This is a genomic window from Cupriavidus campinensis (assembly GCF_905397395.1).
GTDB lineage: Bacteria > Pseudomonadota > Gammaproteobacteria > Burkholderiales > Burkholderiaceae > Cupriavidus > Cupriavidus campinensis.
Genome location: NZ_CAJPVH010000036.1, coordinates 42,188 through 59,884 on the forward strand (window position 1 = coordinate 42,188; position 17,697 = coordinate 59,884).

17 protein-coding genes are annotated in these 17,697 nt (G+C 64.7%); 3 read left to right on the forward strand and 14 right to left on the reverse strand.

Annotated elements, in window-relative coordinates; genetic code table 11:
- Positions 1–28 precede the first annotated feature (28 nt).
- The 3 genes from KHO18_RS18835 to mnmG all read right to left on the reverse strand — a co-directional run bounded on the left by KHO18_RS18835 (position 29) and on the right by mnmG (position 3,540).
- Positions 29–802 (reverse strand): ParA family protein, encoded by a 774-nt coding sequence (locus KHO18_RS18835; protein WP_144203351.1) that lies wholly within the window; start codon positions 800–802, stop codon positions 29–31.
- A 71-nt stretch (positions 803–873) separates the two neighbouring features.
- On the reverse strand, positions 874–1,584 hold the full coding sequence (rsmG, locus tag KHO18_RS18840; RefSeq protein WP_211943685.1) for a 16S rRNA (guanine(527)-N(7))-methyltransferase RsmG: 711 nt from the start codon (positions 1,582–1,584) through the stop codon (positions 874–876).
- On the reverse strand, positions 1,585–3,540 hold the full coding sequence (gene mnmG, locus KHO18_RS18845) for a tRNA uridine-5-carboxymethylaminomethyl(34) synthesis enzyme MnmG (RefSeq protein WP_144203347.1): 1,956 nt from the start codon (positions 3,538–3,540) through the stop codon (positions 1,585–1,587). It lies immediately after the preceding gene.
- Between the two features lie 155 nt (positions 3,541–3,695).
- Here mnmG and KHO18_RS18850 point away from each other — a divergent pair, with 155 nt between their 5' ends.
- Positions 3,696–4,253 (forward strand): penicillin-insensitive murein endopeptidase, encoded by a 558-nt coding sequence (locus KHO18_RS18850; protein ID WP_186296992.1) that lies wholly within the window; start codon positions 3,696–3,698, stop codon positions 4,251–4,253.
- A gap of 8 nt (positions 4,254–4,261) precedes the next feature.
- Positions 4,262–4,624, forward strand: coding sequence for a hypothetical protein (locus KHO18_RS18855; protein WP_144203343.1), 363 nt, complete (start codon positions 4,262–4,264; stop codon positions 4,622–4,624).
- A gap of 75 nt (positions 4,625–4,699) precedes the next feature.
- Here the strand turns inward: KHO18_RS18855 and KHO18_RS18860 are convergent, their stop codons facing one another.
- On the reverse strand, positions 4,700–5,578 hold the full coding sequence (locus KHO18_RS18860) for an N-formylglutamate amidohydrolase (RefSeq protein WP_144203341.1): 879 nt from the start codon (positions 5,576–5,578) through the stop codon (positions 4,700–4,702).
- A 3-nt stretch (positions 5,579–5,581) separates the two neighbouring features.
- Positions 5,582–6,583: a Bug family tripartite tricarboxylate transporter substrate binding protein gene (locus KHO18_RS18865; protein ID WP_211943686.1), complete on the reverse strand. Its 1,002-nt coding sequence runs from the start codon at positions 6,581–6,583 to the stop codon at positions 5,582–5,584.
- 141 nt (positions 6,584–6,724) lie between these two features.
- Between KHO18_RS18865 and KHO18_RS18870 the strand changes: the two genes are divergently transcribed.
- Positions 6,725–7,645 (forward strand): LysR substrate-binding domain-containing protein, encoded by a 921-nt coding sequence (locus tag KHO18_RS18870; RefSeq protein ID WP_144203335.1) that lies wholly within the window; start codon positions 6,725–6,727, stop codon positions 7,643–7,645.
- Between the two features lie 131 nt (positions 7,646–7,776).
- Here the strand turns inward: KHO18_RS18870 and KHO18_RS18875 are convergent, their stop codons facing one another.
- The 9 genes from KHO18_RS18875 to KHO18_RS18915 all read right to left on the reverse strand — a co-directional run.
- Entirely contained in the window at positions 7,777–8,520 is a 744-nt protein-coding gene (locus KHO18_RS18875; protein ID WP_144203333.1) for an ABC transporter ATP-binding protein, read from the reverse strand.
- 9 nt (positions 8,521–8,529) lie between these two features.
- Positions 8,530–10,389, reverse strand: a complete 1,860-nt coding sequence (locus KHO18_RS18880; RefSeq protein WP_144203331.1) for a branched-chain amino acid ABC transporter ATP-binding protein/permease — start codon at positions 10,387–10,389, stop codon at positions 8,530–8,532.
- Positions 10,390–10,392: 3 nt separating this feature from the next.
- The gene (locus KHO18_RS18885) at positions 10,393–11,445 is read right to left on the reverse strand and encodes a branched-chain amino acid ABC transporter permease (protein ID WP_144203329.1); all 1,053 of its coding nucleotides are present in this window, start codon (positions 11,443–11,445) and stop codon (positions 10,393–10,395) included.
- Between the two features lie 195 nt (positions 11,446–11,640).
- Positions 11,641–12,792: an ABC transporter substrate-binding protein gene (locus tag KHO18_RS18890; RefSeq protein WP_144203327.1), complete on the reverse strand. Its 1,152-nt coding sequence runs from the start codon at positions 12,790–12,792 to the stop codon at positions 11,641–11,643.
- A 348-nt stretch (positions 12,793–13,140) separates the two neighbouring features.
- A complete protein-coding gene (locus KHO18_RS18895; protein WP_144203325.1) occupies positions 13,141–13,743 on the reverse strand; it encodes a hypothetical protein in 603 nt (200 codons plus the stop codon).
- Positions 13,744–13,937: 194 nt separating this feature from the next.
- The gene (locus KHO18_RS18900; RefSeq protein WP_377732280.1) at positions 13,938–14,972 is read right to left on the reverse strand and encodes a branched-chain amino acid ABC transporter permease; all 1,035 of its coding nucleotides are present in this window, start codon (positions 14,970–14,972) and stop codon (positions 13,938–13,940) included.
- Positions 14,972–15,856 (reverse strand): branched-chain amino acid ABC transporter permease, encoded by an 885-nt coding sequence (locus KHO18_RS18905; RefSeq protein WP_092300384.1) that lies wholly within the window; start codon positions 15,854–15,856, stop codon positions 14,972–14,974. Before KHO18_RS18905 ends, KHO18_RS18900 begins: the two co-directional genes overlap by 1 nt.
- A 65-nt stretch (positions 15,857–15,921) precedes the next feature.
- Positions 15,922–17,130: an ABC transporter substrate-binding protein gene (locus KHO18_RS18910; RefSeq protein WP_144203321.1), complete on the reverse strand. Its 1,209-nt coding sequence runs from the start codon at positions 17,128–17,130 to the stop codon at positions 15,922–15,924.
- A 91-nt stretch (positions 17,131–17,221) separates the two neighbouring features.
- Positions 17,222–17,697, reverse strand: a 476-nt coding sequence (locus KHO18_RS18915) for an ABC transporter ATP-binding protein (RefSeq protein WP_211943687.1), incomplete at its 5' end; no start/stop codon positions are given.

The window sequence follows — 17,697 nt, forward strand, 5'->3', positions numbered from 1 at the left end:
GCCATCCTTCTATGCAAATCCGCGACGCTCAACCGAGCTGCCGCACGCGCGCGATCATCTCCGCGCCGAAATCGAGATACGCCTTGGCACCCTTCGACGCGGCGTCGAACGCCACGCCCGGCATGCCATAGGACGGTGCCTCGGCCAGCCGCACATTGCGCGGAATCACGGTCTTGAACACCTTGTCACCGAAGTGGGCCTCCAGTTGCGCCGACACCTGCTGCTGCAGCGTCACGCGCGGGTCGAACATCACGCGCAACAGGCCGATCACCTTCAAATCGCGGTTCAGGTTCGCGTGAACCTGCTTGATCGTGTTGACGAGGTCCGAGAGCCCCTCCAGCGCGAAGTACTCGCACTGCATCGGCACGATCACGCCATGCGCGGCGCAGAGGCCGTTCAGCGTCAGCAGCGACAGCGATGGCGGGCAGTCGATCAGCACGAAGTCATACTCGGCATCCACCTCGGCCAGCGCCTGCTTGAGGCGGCGCTCACGCTGGTCCAGCTCGACCAGTTCCACCTCGGCACCGGCCAGTTCGCGGTTGGCGGGTACCACGTCGTAGCGGCCCGACTCCGAACGCTGCCGCGCCTGCTGCACCGTCGACAGCCCCACCAGTACCTGATACACGCTGTGTTCGAGCGACTGCTTGTCGATGCCGGAACCCATCGAGGCATTGCCCTGCGGGTCGAGGTCCACCAGCAACACGCGCTGCCCCTGCGCAGCCAACCCGGCGGCCAGATTCACCGTGGTGGTGGTCTTGCCCACACCGCCCTTCTGATTGGCGATCACGAATACCTTGGCCATAGGCGCTTGCTGCTCCTCAGTGCTTGCCGCCGGCGGGAGGCCGGCTTGTGCTGAATTATCCACATTGTCGTTCATGACCGGCGCGACAGCACCACGAGGTGCCGTTCCGCATCCAGTTCCGGCACCGTCAGCTTCGGTACCGCCTCCACCTGCCACGTCGCCATCAGTCCGGCAGCTTCCATGCGATCGATCTCCGCCTGTGGATAAATCCCCTTCATCGCGATCAGCTTCCCGCCCGGCGCCAGCAACTGGCCAGACAGGTTCACGAAATCGGTCAACTCAGCGAATGCCCGCGAGGTAATTACGGCATAGCCGCTGGCGTCCTCGAGCTTCTCCACCGGTCCCCAATGCGCTGCAGCATTGGACAGCCCAAGCTGCGCGCGGCACTGCGTGAGGAACGCGGTCTTCTTCTGGACGATGTCGACCATCAGCACGGACACGTCCTGGCAGGCAATCGCCAACGGCAGCCCGGGCATGCCGCCACCGGAGCCGACGTCGAGCACCCTGCCCCGTGCCGGCTCGGCCACGTCCAGGGCGCGCGCGGCTTCCGCCAGCGCCGGCACCGCAGTCAGCGAATCGAGCAGGTGATGCGTGAGCATCTCGTCAGGATGACGGATCGCGGTCAGGTTGTAGACGCCGTTCCACTTGCGCAGCAGCGCCAGGTAGGCGAGCAGCGTGTCGATCTGGGCCGGCGCCAGCGTCAGGCCGATGACCGCGAGCCCGGCTTCCAGGCGGCGGCGTTGCGCGGCGTCGTCAATCGCGGGGTGTCGGGGGCCGCCCACTCAGGCAGCCTCCTGGCCGTTGCCGGCCGGCGTGGCAGCGGGCGCGCCGCGTCCCATGCCCTTCTTCTTGAGGTGTACCAGCAGCAGCGAGATCGCCGCCGGCGTGACGCCCGAGATCCGCGATGCTTGCCCGAGCGTTTCCGGGCGATGCTGGTTCAGCTTCTGGCTCACCTCGAAGCCCAGCCCGCGTACCTCGGTGTAGTCGAAGTTAGGCGGTAGTTTCGTCGCCTCGTTGGCTTCCAGCTTGTCCACTTCGGCGGCCTGGCGGGCGATGTACCCGTGGTACTTCACGCCGATCTCGATCTGCTCGCGGATCTGCCCGGCCAGCATCGGATCGGCGTCCAGCACGCCTTCGGGCGCATGACGGCCATCCTGCAGCGTCATCAGTGCCTCATAGGTAACCTCGGGGCGGCGCAGCAGGTCGGCCAGCGAATACTCGCGCTCGATGGCCTTGCCAAGCAGTGGCACGGCGTCGGCTTCCGGCAGCAGCGTCGGGTTGACCCACGTGCTCTTCAGGCGCTCTGTTTCACGTGAAACAGCGTCGCGCTTGCGATTGAAAGCGTCCCAGCGGGCATCATCGACTACGCCCAGTTCGCGCCCCATCTCGGTCAGGCGCATGTCCGCGTTGTCTTCACGCAGGCTCAGACGGAATTCGGCGCGGCTCGTGAACATCCGGTACGGCTCGGTCACGCCACGCGTGATCAAGTCATCGACCAGAACACCGAGATAGGCCTGGTCGCGACGCGGCGTCCAGGCATCCCGCTCGCGCACAAAGCAGCCTGCGTTAATACCGGCCAGCAGGCCCTGCGCGGCGGCTTCCTCGTACCCAGTCGTACCGTTGATCTGGCCGGCGAAGAACAGCCCCTGGATGGCCTTGCTCTCCAGCGACGCCTTCAGCGCACGCGGATCGAAGTAGTCATATTCGATCGCGTAGCCGGGACGCAGGATGTGCGCGTTCTCCATGCCGCGGATCGAATGAACCAGATCGAGCTGCACGTCGAACGGCAGGCTGGTGGAAATGCCATTCGGATAGAACTCGTTGGTCGTCAGCCCTTCCGGCTCGAGGAAGATCTGATGGCTTTCCTTGCTCGAAAAGCGATGGATCTTGTCCTCGATGCTCGGACAGTAACGCGGCCCTACCCCTTCAATCACGCCGGTGTACATCGGCGAGCGGTCCAGGCCGCCACGAATGATGTCGTGGGTACGGCTGTTGGTATGGGTAATCCAGCACGGGAGCTGCTGCGGATGCTGGTCCGGACGGCCCAGGAAGGAGAACACCGGTACCGGATCAAGGTCGCCCGGCTGCTCTTCCATCACCGAAAAGTCGATGGTGCGCCCGTCGATACGAGGCGGCGTGCCGGTCTTGAGCCGGCCCTGCGGCAGCTTCAATTCCTTCAGACGTGCCGACAAGGAGACCGCCGCCGGATCGCCGGCACGCCCACCCGTGTAGTTATCCAGCCCGACGTGGATCTTGCCGTCGAGGAACGTCCCCGCCGTCAGTACCACGGCTCGGGCCCGGAAAGCGATGCCCACTTGGGTCATGGCGCCCACCACGCGGTCGCCCTCCACCATCAGGTCATCGACCGCCTGCTGGAACAGCATCAGGTTCGGCTGGTTTTCCAGCCGGGTCCGAATCGCCTTGCGATACAGCACACGATCCGCCTGGGCGCGCGTGGCGCGGACGGCCGGCCCCTTGCTGGAGTTGAGAATACGGAACTGGATACCGGCCTCGTCCGTGGCCGCCGCCATCGCACCGCCCATGGCGTCCACTTCCTTGACCAGATGCCCCTTGCCAATGCCGCCAATCGACGGATTGCAGCTCATCTGACCCAACGTCTCGATGTTATGGCTCAACAGCAGCGTCTGGCAGCCCATGCGGGCGGCGGCAAGCGCGGCTTCGGTGCCGGCGTGACCACCACCGACGACAATGACATCGAACTCTTTCGGGTAAAGCATGGGACACCTCCTCCGGGAGGCTGGGCGGGAAAATTTCAGGATGCCGAATTATAGCGGCAATCCCATGAGGGACTTTGGTCGGACACCATGTTTCACGTGAAACATGGCGGGTGCGGTACATGGTGGGAGGAAGTGTTTCACGTGGAACACAGTCTGTGATCTCCGCCACGCACGTCATTTGTGACGTATTTGATGCATTTTTTGCGTCGCAACATGACTCGGCGCATGATCTTGGACTCACCAGACAGGAGTTCAGTCATGAGTTTCCAGGATTCACGGGTCTTCACATGCTGCCGCAGGCGCCAGAGGAGGCAGCCTATTACACCTACGGAACGCCTAGCGCCGGCCGAGGCCAGTATGCGCATCCGAATATGTTGTCGTTCCTTTTCCACCTGGAGTTTCGATGGAGTCTTCGAGACGATCGAAAATTGGCGATCGGCAACATCAGTCTGGCGGACCGAACTAAATTCCCAGACCACGGTACTCATGGGCATGGGCTGGACGTCGACATCCGGCCCATCCGAAAAGACGGAAAGCGCCTGCCGGTACGCTACCAGGATGCGGTCTACGATCGGGACGCAACGAGGCGATTAGTGGAGCTTATCTGGCAGAGCGGAATGGCAAAGCTTGTGTATTTCAATGACCCGGCGCTTACGCGTGTCACTCGGATGCCTAAGCACGACAACCACCTTCATATCAGTATCAAAGCTTGAGGCTAACCATGAGAGCTCTACTGCTGATTGGCATTCTCTTGATCAGCTGCGTGGTCCACGCAGCAGCCGAGTGGGTCTACGAGTATCGGCCCGCTAAAGCCGAGTATGTTGTTTATAGCGGCGAGCTCGGGGACACGTATGCCCCGACCGCCAAGGATGCCAAAATCACAATCGTGTTGTCCGGCTCAGCGGCACGAGACATGTTTAACGCACTGGGGACCGACCGGGCAGACGCATGCAAAGATGAAGAATCCACCCGGGTACGCTATCGAGACAATATCGTGTGCCAGCGCAATAAATCAAAAAGACACGTGTGCCACATCGGCTTCGACCTGAAGACCGGCAAAAGTATCGGCGGCATCATCTGTTAATCAAAAGAAAAAGCCCCGCTTCCGCGGGGCCCTTCCCTCTCCGATGTTTCACGTGAAACATCGCACCGCCTGCCTTCAAACCTTCCCGCGGATATACGTAGCGATGCTTGCCGATAGCAATCCCAAGTCCCGCTGGAGGGTCACAAAACCCGCGTTGGGCACCTTGGTCGCCTCGTCCATATAGAGCGGGCGGCGGATCTCGATCTGGAGGCTGTTACGGCGCTCCGCGGGGCGGCCGATCTGGGCGATGAGTTGCACGCCCTTGTACGGGTCGTTGCGGGCCACGGTGTAGCCCATCTCCCGCAGCTCCCGCTCCACAAGCTCTACCAGGCCCGGCTCGCACGTGGTGCCGTCCCGGTCGCCCAGTACGAAGTCCGCCAGCGGGTGCGGGCTCTGGATCTTGAGCCGCTCGTAGGCGTTGTTCGGCATCGAGTGCAGGTTCAAGTGCCACACCGCGCCGAAGCGGCTGTAAGCGGCCTCCACCGCCGACGACAGCACCGCGTGGTACGGCCGGTAATAGCGGTCGATCCGTGTCTGCACTTCCGCTATGGACAGCTTGCGGTCATAGATCGGGGTATTCGCATCCAGCCTGCGCCAGACCAGCCCGTAGCCGAGGCGCGTCTTCTCGCCCGGGGCCAGCGTGGTCGGCCAGGGCCCGTCGAGCAGGTCCGGGTCGAGGTCGTCGAGCATCCGGTTCGGGTCGATATAGACGCGGGGGAAAGTGGCCGCGACCAGCGTCCCGCCGACCTTGGGCACGGCTTCCCACAGCGTGTCGATGTGGGTGTCCTCCCCGCCTCGCAGCCGCGCCAGCGGCACCACCGCGCGGAAGTCGTCCGGATAGAACACGCCGCTGTGCGGAGAGTCGCAAACCAGCGGCAGCGGATCACCCTGGGGGCCGGCCAGCGAGAACGGGCCAATCGGGGCGTCGCCCTGTACAGCTTCGAAGGTCGTCATCGCTCAGTCCAGCTTGATGTTGGCAGCCTTGGCCACGCGGGCATAGCGGGCCATGGCCTGCTGGATCTGCGCCTTGAACTGGTCAGGCGTGGTCGGGACCAGCGTACCGCCGGACTCCTCGACCTTGCGCTTGAACTCGGAGTTCTGCATGGCCTTGTGGATGGCGGCGTTGAGCTTGTCGACGATGGCGGGCGGCGTGCCCGCCGGTGCGACGATGCCGAACCAGCCGCCGTCGCCCATATCCTTGAAGCCGAGTTCGCTATAGGTCGGTACGTTCGGCAGCTGCGACGAGCGCGTGGCGCCCAGCACCGCCAGCGCCCGCAGACGGCCCGATTTCACGTGGGGCAGCGTGGACGACAGGTTGTCGGTAATCGCATTGACCTGCCCCGCCACGGCATCGTTGAGTGCCAGCCCGGCACCCTTGTAGGGCACGTGCAGCAGGTCAATCTTGGCCAGCATCATGAAGTTCTCGATGTTGACGTGCCCCAGCGAGCCCGCGCCCGGCGACGCGAACGTGTACTTGCCCGGGTTCGCCTTGGCCAGCGCGATGAACTCCTGCATCGTCTTGGCCGGCACGCTCGGGTGCACGGCGAACACGCTCGGGATGGCAACCACGTTGGTCACCGGCGCAAAGTCCTTGATCGGGTCATAGCCGAGCTTCGGGTAGACGGCCGGGTTCGAACCGTGCGTGCTCACGGTGGCCATGCCGATCGTGTAGCCGTCCGGCGCCGAACGCGCCACCTGCTCCATGCCGATGGAGCCGCCCGCCCCACCCTTGTTGTCCACAACGATGGTCTGGCCCAGCTCGCGGCCGGCGAATTCGGCCACCAGACGGGCCGACAGATCGGTGGAGCCGCCCGCCGCGAACGGCACGACGAGCCGGATCGGCTTGTTCGGATAGCTACCTTGTGCGATGGCGTGACCGCTAACGGTGGCGCCCAGCGTGGCGGCCATGGCGATGCCGCTCAGCAGGAACTGGCGTCGCGGGGAACGGGCTCGGGTCATCTGATCAAACTCCTCTTTATCGTTCTCGATGGGGGATACCGAGCGTCGAGTGTCGGGAGTTTACCGGTCGCGCACAAACGACTATATTGCACGGTTGCATTACCAAAGCTCATCTTAACCGCGCCCCCCGCGCCCTGCCCCATGCGGCTCCGTTCCCCGTCGATGTCCGAGTTGCACGCGTTTGCCACGGCGGCGCGGCTGGGCAGCTTCACGCGCGCGGCGGAGACGCTCTGCGTGACCCAGGGCGCCATCAGCCGAGCCATCGCACGCCTGGAAGAACACTTCGGCCAGCCGCTGGTCCACCGCAACGCACACCGGCTGACGCTGACCGAGGCGGGGCGAACCTATCTCGAGGCCGTGGCGGGCCCGCTGGCCGCCATCGAATCCGCCAGCGCGGCGATGCTGCAACGGGATCAGGCCCGGCAGCACCACCTCACGCTATCGGCTGTCCCCACCTTGGCGAGCGTCTGGCTCGTGCCGCGCCTGCCCGACTTTCACCGCCGACACCCTGACATCCGCCTCGACTTCGTGCCCTATCGCCGCAACGAGGATCTCTCCGGGCCGACGCCCGATGCGGCGCTGCTCGCCGGCGTGGCGGACAAGTGGCCGGGCCTGCAGGTCGACTATGTGATTGGCCGCGAGATGGTGCCGATCTGCCACCCCGCACGGGCCCACGCGCGGCGTGCGGCGGGAGGATGGCAGCACCCCGCCGACCTGCTCCAGGAACCACTGCTGTTCCACACCACGGCGCCCGCCAACTGGCAGCACTGGCTCGAAGCGGCGGGCGTACCCAGTGCTGCGCCCCGGCTGGCCACCGGCTTCGATCAGGTGTCGATCCTCGTCCAGGCAGTGAAGGCGGACATGGGACTGGCGGTGCTCCAGCGCTGCCTGGTGCGCGACGAAATCGCCGCCGGCGCGGTGGTCGCCCCGTTCGATCTGCCGATCCGGCTACAGCGTGGATACTTCCTTTGCGCACCGAAGGAGCGGCGCGACCATGTGGCCCTGAATTACTTCCGCACATGGCTGTTGGAGGTGGCGCGGGAAGATGAGCTGCATAGATGATCTTTCTGGATGGATGCATGAAAACATCAGTCCTGAACATCTATCCGCCATTTTATTCTTCCCACAAATAATAAAGCCGGCAGACAGCCGGCTTTATTCCTCAAACCAAGCAACCGTACCCACTTCGTACGCTAAGCCGCCTTCTTCGCCAGCCCCAGGTACGTCTCGATCACCTTCGGATTGATCGCCAACTCCGCCGCCGGCCCTTCCATCGCCATGTCGCCGGTTTCGATCACATAGGCGTAGTCGGCCACCTGCAACGCGGCGCGCGCGTTCTGCTCGATCAGCAGCGTCGCCACGCCGGTCTCGCGCAGGTTGTGGATGATGTGGAAGATCTCCTTGACGATCAGCGGCGCCAGCCCGAGGCTAGGCTCGTCGAGCATCAGCAACTGCGGCTTGGCCATCAGCGCGCGACCCACCGCCAGCATCTGGCGCTCACCACCTGACAGCGTGCCGGCGTCCTGCCTTGACCGCTCCTTCAGCCGGGGAAACAGCCCGTAGACCACCTCCATCTGATCGAGGTAATTGCGCTCGCCGGCCTTCTTGCGCCGGAACGCGCCAAGCTGGAGGTTGTCCTCCACCGTCATCGACGCGAACAGCTCGCGCTTCTCCGGCACCAGGCACATGCCGCGCGCGACGCGCCCCTCCACCGGAATGCCCGCCATGTCATGGCCGAGGTAGCGCACCGCGCCGTTCGACGATCCACTGACCGGCAGCGCGCCCATGATCGCGTTGAGCATCGTGGACTTGCCCGCGCCATTCGGGCCGATCACGGTCACGATCTTGCCGGCGGCCACCTTCAGGCTGGCGCCATGCACCGCCTCGACTTTGCCGTAGCGGACATGCAGGTCATCGACTTCCAGAATCAGATTCATCTCATATCCTCACTCGACGCCGCCCAGATAGGCTTCCAACACAGCCGGATCCTTCTGGACCTCCTCCGGCACGCCCTCGGCGATGCGCGTCCCGAACTCCATCACCACGAGGCGATCGGTCAGGTTCATCACGAAATCCATGTCATGCTCCACCAACAGCACGCTCATGCCCTCGCCCTTCAGCTTCTTCAGCAGCTCGGCCAGCGCCTGCTTCTCCTTGTAGCGCAGGCCGGCCGCTGGTTCGTCCAGCAGCAGCAGCGCCGGGTCGCAGCACAGCGCGCGCGCAATTTCGAGAATGCGTTGCTGGCCCAGCGCCAGGCTGCCTGCCTCCATGTACATGCAGTCGGCCAGGCCCACGCGCTCAAGCTGCCGGCGCGCCTCGAACAGCAGCTTCTGCTCCTCGACCTGGTTCATGCGAAGAATCGCCGCCGCCACACCGCCCTGGGGGCGGAAGTCCCCGCGCAGATGCGCGCCGATAGCCACGTTCTCGAGGACCGTCATCGTCGGCAGCAGATGCACATGCTGGAAGGTCCGGCCCACGCCGCGCTTGACGATCTCGCGCGACGGCAAGCCCGAAATCACCTCGCCGCGATACCGCACCTCGCCGCGCGTCAGCGGCAGCACGCCCGTGACGAGGTTGAACGTGGTGGACTTGCCGGCACCGTTCGGCCCAATCAGCCCGATGATCTCGCCCGCGCGCACCTGGAAGCTCACGTCGTTCACCGCCACCAGCCCGCCGAACTGCTTGCGCGCCGCGCGCACATCCAGAATCAGCTCGCCGGCCTCAGGCTTCTGGCGCACCGGCAGCGGCTGCGCGTCGTCCGGCGCCGTCACCGGCGGCCCGGACGGGAACAGCCGGCGCAGGAACGGCCAGATGCCGTCGCTCGCATATTGCAGCAGCAGCACCATCAGCACGCCGAAGACAATGATCTCGAAGTTGCCCGTGGAGCCGAGCAGCTTCGGCAGCAGCCCCTGCAGCACGTCCTTGAGGATGGTGAGGATGCCCGCGCCGAGCACCGCGCCCCACACGTGGCCCACGCCGCCCACCACGGCCATGAACAGGTACTCGATGCCGTAGTTGAGCCCGAACGGCGTCGGGTTCACGGCGCGCTGGAGGTGCGCGTAGAGGAAGCCCGACACGCAGGCCAGCACCGCCGCCACGACGAAGATCACCACCTTCATCCAGGCGGTGTTCACGCCCATCGCCTCGGCCATCGTGCCGCCGCCCTTGAGCGCCCGGATGGCGCGGCCCGGCCGCGAGTTCAGCAGGTTCTGCATGGCCAGCACGGCGAGCAGCACCACCACCCAGATCAGATAGAACATCGAGCGCCCGGACTGCAGCGACACGCCGAAGAACGACAGCACCGGCACGCCGTTCAGGCCATCGTACTTGCCCAGGAACTCAAGGTTGCCGAACAGGAAGAACAGCGAAAGCCCCCAGGCGATCGTCGCCAGCGGCAGGTAGTGGCCCGACATCCGCATCGTGATCAGCCCGATGATGTAGGCGCAGGCCATCGTGATACCCAACCCCACCACCAGCCCGAACCACGGCGACAGGCCGAACTGCGTGGTCAGGTAGGCCGTGCTGTAGGCGCCCAGGCCCACGAACGCCGCCTGGCCGAACGAGGTCATGCCGCCCACGCCAGTCAGCAGCACCAGCCCGATCGCCACGATGCTATAGAGGCCGATGTAGTTGCCGAGGGTGATCCAGAACTCGGGCGTCGGCAGCACAGGCAACAAGGCCAGCACGACGACGAACAACATCGTGAGAATACGATTGCGCGTAGCGGCTGGGGTGCGCGCCTTCGTGCGAGGACGGGCGATGTCTGCCGGCTTGTCGGCCACAGTCTTGTCGGTCAGCAATGTCATGGCTTACTCCTCTTCCTCGACATGCTTGCTGGTCAGCGAGCGCCACAACAGCACCGGGATAATCAAGGTAAATACGATGACCTCCTTGAACGCGCTGGCCCAGAAGGACGAATAGGATTCCAGCAAGCCGACCAGGATCGCGCCCAGCGCCGCCACCGGATAGCTGACCAGCCCGCCGACGATGGCACCCACGAAGCCCTTCAGGCCCACGAGGAAGCCGGACTCGTAGTAAATGGTGGTCAGCGGGGCGATCAGGATGCCGCACAGCGCGCCCATCGCCGCCGCCAGCGTGAACGACAACCGCCCCGCCTGCGTGGTGCCGATGCCGACCAGCCGCGCGCCGAGCCGGTTCACGGCCGTGGCGCGCAGCGCCTTGCCCTGGAGCGTGCGCTCGAAATAGAAGTACAGCGCGCCGATCAGCAGCGCCGACACGCCCACCACCCACAGGCTCTGGCCGGAGACACTCAGGGTGCCGATATCGAAGCGCGCATCGGAGAACGCGCTGGTGCGCGAGCCCTCGGCGCCGAACATCACCAGACCCAGCCCCACCAGCGCAAAGTGGACGCCCACCGAGACGATCAGCAGCACCAGCGTGCTGGCCTCGGCCAGCGGCTGGTACGCCAGCCGGTACAGCATCGGCCCGAGCGGAATCACGATCAGCAGCGTCAGGGCGATCTGCGCGAGCATCGGCAAGGGCTGCCCGCCGTACTGCTGCACCACCAGGTGGACGGCCAGCGGAAACACCACGTACTTGCCGGCCAGCACGGCCAGCCGGCGCGGGGCGGTACGGCGCAGCTCGGCACTGCGCAGCACGGTCACGCACTCGTAGAGGAACGTCAGCAGGCCCATGGCCAGCAGCAGCCACGTGGTCTGTGGCGCGTGGCCGGCCTGCATCGCGGCGAGCGTCAGGGCGCCATACGCCACGAACTCGCCCTGGGGGATGAAGATGACGCGCGTCACCGAGAACACCAGCACCAGTGCCAGTGCCAGCAGCGCGTAGATCGCGCCGGAGGTGATGCCGTCCTGCGCCAGGATGGCCGCAATCGAGAGGTCCATTGTCTCCCCGTGTCTGGAAACGTGTCGTGGAAGAAGGCATGGCGTCACCGGCTCGGCGCCGCCGCCCTCCTGAACAGGGTCATCCGGGCATCATCACAGGATTCGGCGGACAAAAAAAGGGCGCATGGATCGCCATGCGCCCTTTTTTGCCTCGTGACTCCGCGACTTGCTCCGTACCGCCGGTCGATTGCCGGCTTACTTCGTTTGCAGCTTCCACTTGCCATCCACGATCTGCACCATCACGCGCGCGCGCTGGTCCATGCCGAGGTGGTCGGTGGGGCTCATGGTGATGATGCCGTGCGAGACGGGCAGGTTCTTCGTCTGCTCGAGGGCGTCGCGCAGTGCCTTGCGGAATTCCTTGGTGCCGGGCTGGCCCTTCTTGAGCGCCTCCGGGATCGCGTTCTGCAACAGCAGACCGGCGTCCCAGGCGTGGCCGCCGAAGGTCGACACCTGCCCGCCGAAGGCCTTCTCGTAGGCAGTCTTGTAGGTCACCGCCGGCTTCTTCACCGGATTGCTGTCGGGCAGCTGCTCGGCCACCAGCAGCGGACCAGCCGGCAGGTACGTGCCCTCGCAGTCCTTGCCGCAGACGCGCAGGAAGTCGGGGTTGGCCACGCCGTGGGTCTGGTAGATCTTGCCCTTGTAGCCGCGCTCCTTGAGCGTCTTGGCCGGCAACGCCGCCGGCGTACCCGAACCAGCGATCAGCACCGCGTCGGCGTTGGCGCCCATCATCTTGAGGACCTGGCCGGTCACCGAGTTGTCGGTGCGCGCAAAGCGCTCGTTGGCCACTACCTTGATCTTGCGCATCTCCGCCACCTTGGCGAATTCCTGCGCCCAGCTCTCGCCGTAGGCATCCGCGAAGCCGATGAATGCCACCGTCTTCACGTTGTTGTTCGTCATGTGCTCGGCAATGGCGGTGGCCATGTGCGAGTCATTCTGCGGCGTCTTGAACACCCAGGCGCGCTTGGCGTCCATCGGCTCGATGATGCGGGCCGAGGCGGCCATCGAGATCATCGGCGTCTCGCTCTCGGCGGCGATGTCGACCATCGCGAGCGAGTTCGGCGTGACCGTGGAGCCCACCACCACGTCGACCTTGTCCTCGCTGATGAGCTTGCGGGTGTTCTTGACGGCGGTGGTGGTGTCGGTGGCATCGTCGAGCACGAAGTACTCGATCTTCTTGCCCGCGATCTCCTTGGGCAGCAGCGTGAACGTGTTCTTCTCGGGAATGCCGAGCGAAGCGGCAGGCCCGGTGGCCGATACGGTAACCCCCACCTTGACCTGGGCACTGGCCGCCCCGGCAAACAGACTGGCGGCGGCAAGGGCCATCACGCTGGCGCGCTTGAATGTCATCTCGTCTCCTTCGGTTCCAAAAAGGAAAAAGGCATCCGCCGGCTTCCGGCCGGCGGATGCCCTCAGTTCTTGGTTTGGCCCGTTTTTCGGGCTCTATGGCCGGCGCAGCGCTGGCGCCGGCGTCAATGTCGGGAACTTCGAAGACCGTCCCGTTTGCTTTTCCCGTCCTGCGCGGCTTACCCCCGGATTGCGCAGTGGCATTCACCGACCGTGCGGTCGGGAATGCGAATCGAGTCTAACACAGCGATTTCGTACGAAAAGGCGGGATTAACCCGCAGCGGCGCGGGCGCAACAGTCAGGGTCGGCCGGGAAGGCCGGCCCGTGGCGGGATTCGGGTCGATGCCGAGGTCAGCCGAGCTGCTTGGGCGTCGGCACCAGGCTGCGGTGCAGGAGCCCATCGGCCCCGGGTGCGAAGCCACGCGGCGCGGCTGTGGGATCGGCCAGCAGTCCGGGCGCCAGCCACACCTGCCGGATACCGTGCGCACGGCACCACTCGGCCAGTACGTCACAGCAGGCGGCGAGCGACGCCGCCGAAGCCGCCAGATCGGCCGGCCCCCACCATTCCGCTGCCAGCGCAACCCGGCCACCGGTGGACAAGCTGTGGATAAGTGTGACCGGCAGCAGACCGCGCACCGAGTTGGGGCTTGCCTCTCCGGACGGATTTCCGGCATCAGCGGCGGTGCCATCGATAAGACAAAGCCCCTGTCCGCCCTGCGCCAGCACGGCTTCCAGCGACAATCGGCGGGCGCGGGCCTCGGGTACGGCAAGCGGTGCGCGGGCCATCAGCCAGGCGTCGATCAGGGCGGCGTCGGCGCTGGTGCCGACCCGCACGAGCCCTTGTGGGCGCGAGGAAAGCGGGGATGGGTGATCCATGGACAGGAAGGACGGCAGAACGATAAGCCTCGTGCGCCAGCCGGCGCAGCAAATGAAAAAGGCGCTGCCAGGGATCACCTGGCAACGCCTTTTTATTGTATTGGCTGCTGCTACCCGACACCGGGTGCGCGCCTGTCGTCTCCTCGCTTCCGCCTCCATTTAACCTGCGAAAACCGTATATGCAATGTAACGAAGCGGTGCGTATGAAACAAGCTAGAAGAAACCCTAGCCCCAAAAGCGGGCATGTCGACCTGTCATCACTCGCACTTTTACTATTTTTTGCGACTCGTCAGCGCGATCAGCTCGCCCATGATGCCCCGGCGGAACGTCAGCACGCAGATCACGAAGATGATGCCGGTGACCATCGTCACCGACTCGCCGAGCGCGTTGAACCAGGAGATGCCGGTCAGATTCGCCAGGAACGAACCGATGTCGCCAAGCTTGTTCTCGAGCGCCACCACCACGAAGGCGCCGACGATCGGGCCAGACAGCGTGCCCAGGCCGCCCACCAGCGTCATCAGGATCACCGAGCCGGACATCGACCAGTGCACGTCGGTCAGCGTGCCGAAGCCCAGCACCAGCGCCTTGATCGAACCGGCCAGCCCGGACAGCGCAGCCGAGATCACGAAGGCGAGCAGCTTGAAGCGATCGACATCGTAACCAAGCGAAATCGCACGCGGCTCGTTCTCCTTGATGGCCTTGAGGATCTGGCCGAACGGCGAGTGCACGGTACGCACGATCAGTGCGAATGCCGCCACGATGATGGCCAGCGCCACGTAGTACAGCGTGATGTCCTCGGAGAGCGAGAGCACGCCGAACAGCTTGCCGCGCGGAATGCCCTGCAGGCCGTCCTCGCCGCCCGTGAACGGCGCCTGCAGGCAGATGAAGAACAGCATCTGCGCCAGCGCCAGCGTGATCATCGAGAAATAGATGCCCTGGCGCCGGATGGCCAGCGAGCCGACCACGTAGCCGATGCCCGCCCCGGTCAGTGTGCCGAGGATCAGGCCCACTTCCGGCGTCACGCCCCAGACCTTCATCGCGTGGCCGGCCGCGTAGCCGGCGCCGCCGAAGAACGCCGCGTGGCCGAACGAGAGCAGCCCGGTAAAGCCGATCAGCAGGTTGAATGCGCACGCGAACAGCGCGAAGCACATCACCTTCAGTACGAACACCGGGTAGGCGCCCGCCATCGGGGCCACGATCAGCCCCAGCAGCAGCAAGCCGTAAAGCACCTTCTTCTGCACACCCGCTCCGTTCCTGATGGTTCCGGTGCTAACAGGCACCGCGGTTTGTCCGGTTTGTCCGCTCATCACTTCTCCCTCCCGAACAGGCCAGCCGGGCGCAACAACAGCACGATCACCATGATGAAGAACACCACCGTGGCGGATGCCTCAGGATAGAACACCTTGGTCAGGCCCTCGATCACGCCGAGGCCCAGGCCAGTGAGGATGGAACCCATGATCGACCCCATGCCGCCGATCACCACCACGGCGAACACGACGATGATCAGGTTCTGGCCCATCAGCGGCGACACCTGGATCACCGGCGCAGCCAGCACGCCCGCGAAGGCCGCCAGCGCCACGCCGAAGCCGTAGGTCAGCGTCACCATCAGCGGCACGTTGACGCCAAAGGCCTCCACCATCTTGGGGTTCTCGGTACCGGCACGCAGATAGGCGCCAAGCTTGGTCTTCTCGATCACGAACCACGTGGCAAAGCAGACCACCAGCGAGGCCACCACGACCCAGGCGCGATAGTTCGGCAGGATCATGAAGCCGAGGTCGGTGGCACCCTGGAGCGCGTCGGGCGGCGAATACGGCAGGCCCGAGACGCCGTAGATCGAGCGGAACACACCTTCGATCACCAGCGTGATGCCCAGCGTCAGCAGCAGCCCGTAGATATGGTCGAGCTTGTAGATCCAGCGCAGCATCGACTTCTCGATGATCACGCCGAGCACGCCGACGATGATCGGCGAGAGCGCCAGCATGACCCAGTAGTTGAGCCCGGCGTACTCCATGCCCGCCCAGGCCAGCAGCGCGCCGAGCATGAACAGCGCGCCGTGTGCGAAGTTGATGACGTTGAGCAGGCCGAAGATCACGGCCAGCCCGAGGCTCAGCATCGCGTAGAAAGCGCCATTGACCAGCCCCAGCAGCAACTGGGACAGCATGGCGGGTAGAGGAATTCCGAATATGTCCATTGGCGTCGAGTGCCTGAGTGTCTATCCCCTCCCCCGCCAGCGGGAGAGGGGCGCAAAACCAATGCTTACTTCTTCAACATTGCACACTTCGACTCGGCAACCGTCGTGAAGGCCTGGTCACCCGGAATGGTCGCCACGACCTTCAGGTAGTCCCAAGGCTTCTTCGATTCCGCCGGCGCCTTCACCTGCATCAGGTACATGTCGTGGATGTTGCGGCCGTCGGCGCGGATCTGACCCTTGTTGTAGAAGTCGTTGATCTTCATCTTCTTCAGCTCGGCCATCACCTTGTCCGGATCGTCGGTCTTGGCCGTCTCCACCGCCTTCAGGTAGGTGCTGACCGCCGAGTAGTCGGCTGCCTGCAAGCTGCTCGGCATCTTCTTCATCTTGCCGAAGAAGCGGTTGGCCCACTTGCGGGTGTCGTCGTTCATGTCCCAGTACCAGCTGTCGGTCATCAGCAGGCCCTCGGTGTTCTTCAGGCCCAGGCTATGCACGTCATTGATGAACATGAGCAGACCAGCGATCTTCATATTCTTCGTGATACCGAATTCCTTGGCCGCCTTGATCGAGTTGATCGTGTCGCCGCCGGCGTTGGCCAGGCCCAGGATCTGCGCCTTGGACGCTTGCGCCTGGAGCAGGAACGAAGAGAAGTCCGATGCCGACAGCGGATGGCGCACGGTGCCAACCACCGTGCCGCCATTGGCCTTGACCACGGCCGCGGTGTCGGTCTCGAGCGAGTGGCCGAAGGCGTAGTCGGCGGTCAGGAAGAACCACGACTTGCCGCCCTGCTTCACCACCGCGCTGCCAGTGCCCTTGGCCAGCGCCACCGTGTCATACGCGTAGTGCACCGTGTACGGCGAGCACTCCTCGTTGGTCAGGCGGGCCGTGCCGGCGCCGATGTTGATGTAGACGCGCTTCTTCTCGGACGCCACCTTGTTCATGGCCAGCGCGGTACCGGAGTTGGTGCCGCCCACCAGCAGGTCCAGACCCTGCTGGTCCATCCATTCGCGTGCCTTCGAGGCGGCGATATCGGCCTTGTTCTGGTGGTCGGCGGACATCAGCTCGATCGGCTTGCCCAGCACCTTGCCACCATGGTCCTCGATGGCCATCTTCACCGCTTCCAGGCCGCCCGGGCCGTCGATGTCGGCGTACAGGCCCGACAGGTCGGTGATATAGCCAATCTTCACGGTGTCGCCCGACACCTGCGCCGATGCCCCCGTGGACACCGCGCCCAGAACAGTCGCCGCCACAGCCACGGCCAGCCGAGTCATCTTCATGTTTTGTCTCCTGAGTTTCGGCGGCGTGCTCACGCCACCCGTTCCTGCCACCATCAATCGAGTAACCCGCGCACACGAAGGCGCGTGCGGATCAGACCCCAAGCAGTTCGTTCAGCACCGGCATCTTGGCCTGCAGCTCGGCGGCGGCGAAGCGCTCGACGATCTGCCCGTGCTCCATCACGTAGAAGCGGTCGGCCAGCGGCGCGGCGAAGCGGAAGTTCTGCTCCACCATCACCACCGTGTAGCCCTTCTTTTTCAGCATCAGGATCATGCGCGCAAGGGCCTGCACGATCACCGGCGCAAGGCCCTCCGAGATCTCATCCAGCAGCAGCAGGCTCGCGCCGGTACGCAGGATGCGCCCCACCGCCAGCATCTGCTGTTCGCCGCCGGACAGTCGTGTGCCCTGGCTCTGGCGCCGTTCGGCCAGGTTCGGGAACATCTCGTAGATCTCGGCCTCGCTCATGCCTCGGCTGGCGTCGGCACCCTTGAGCACCGGGGGCAGCATCAGGTTCTCTTCGCAAGACAGGCTGGAGAAGATCGCCCGCTCTTCCGGGCAGTAGCCGATGC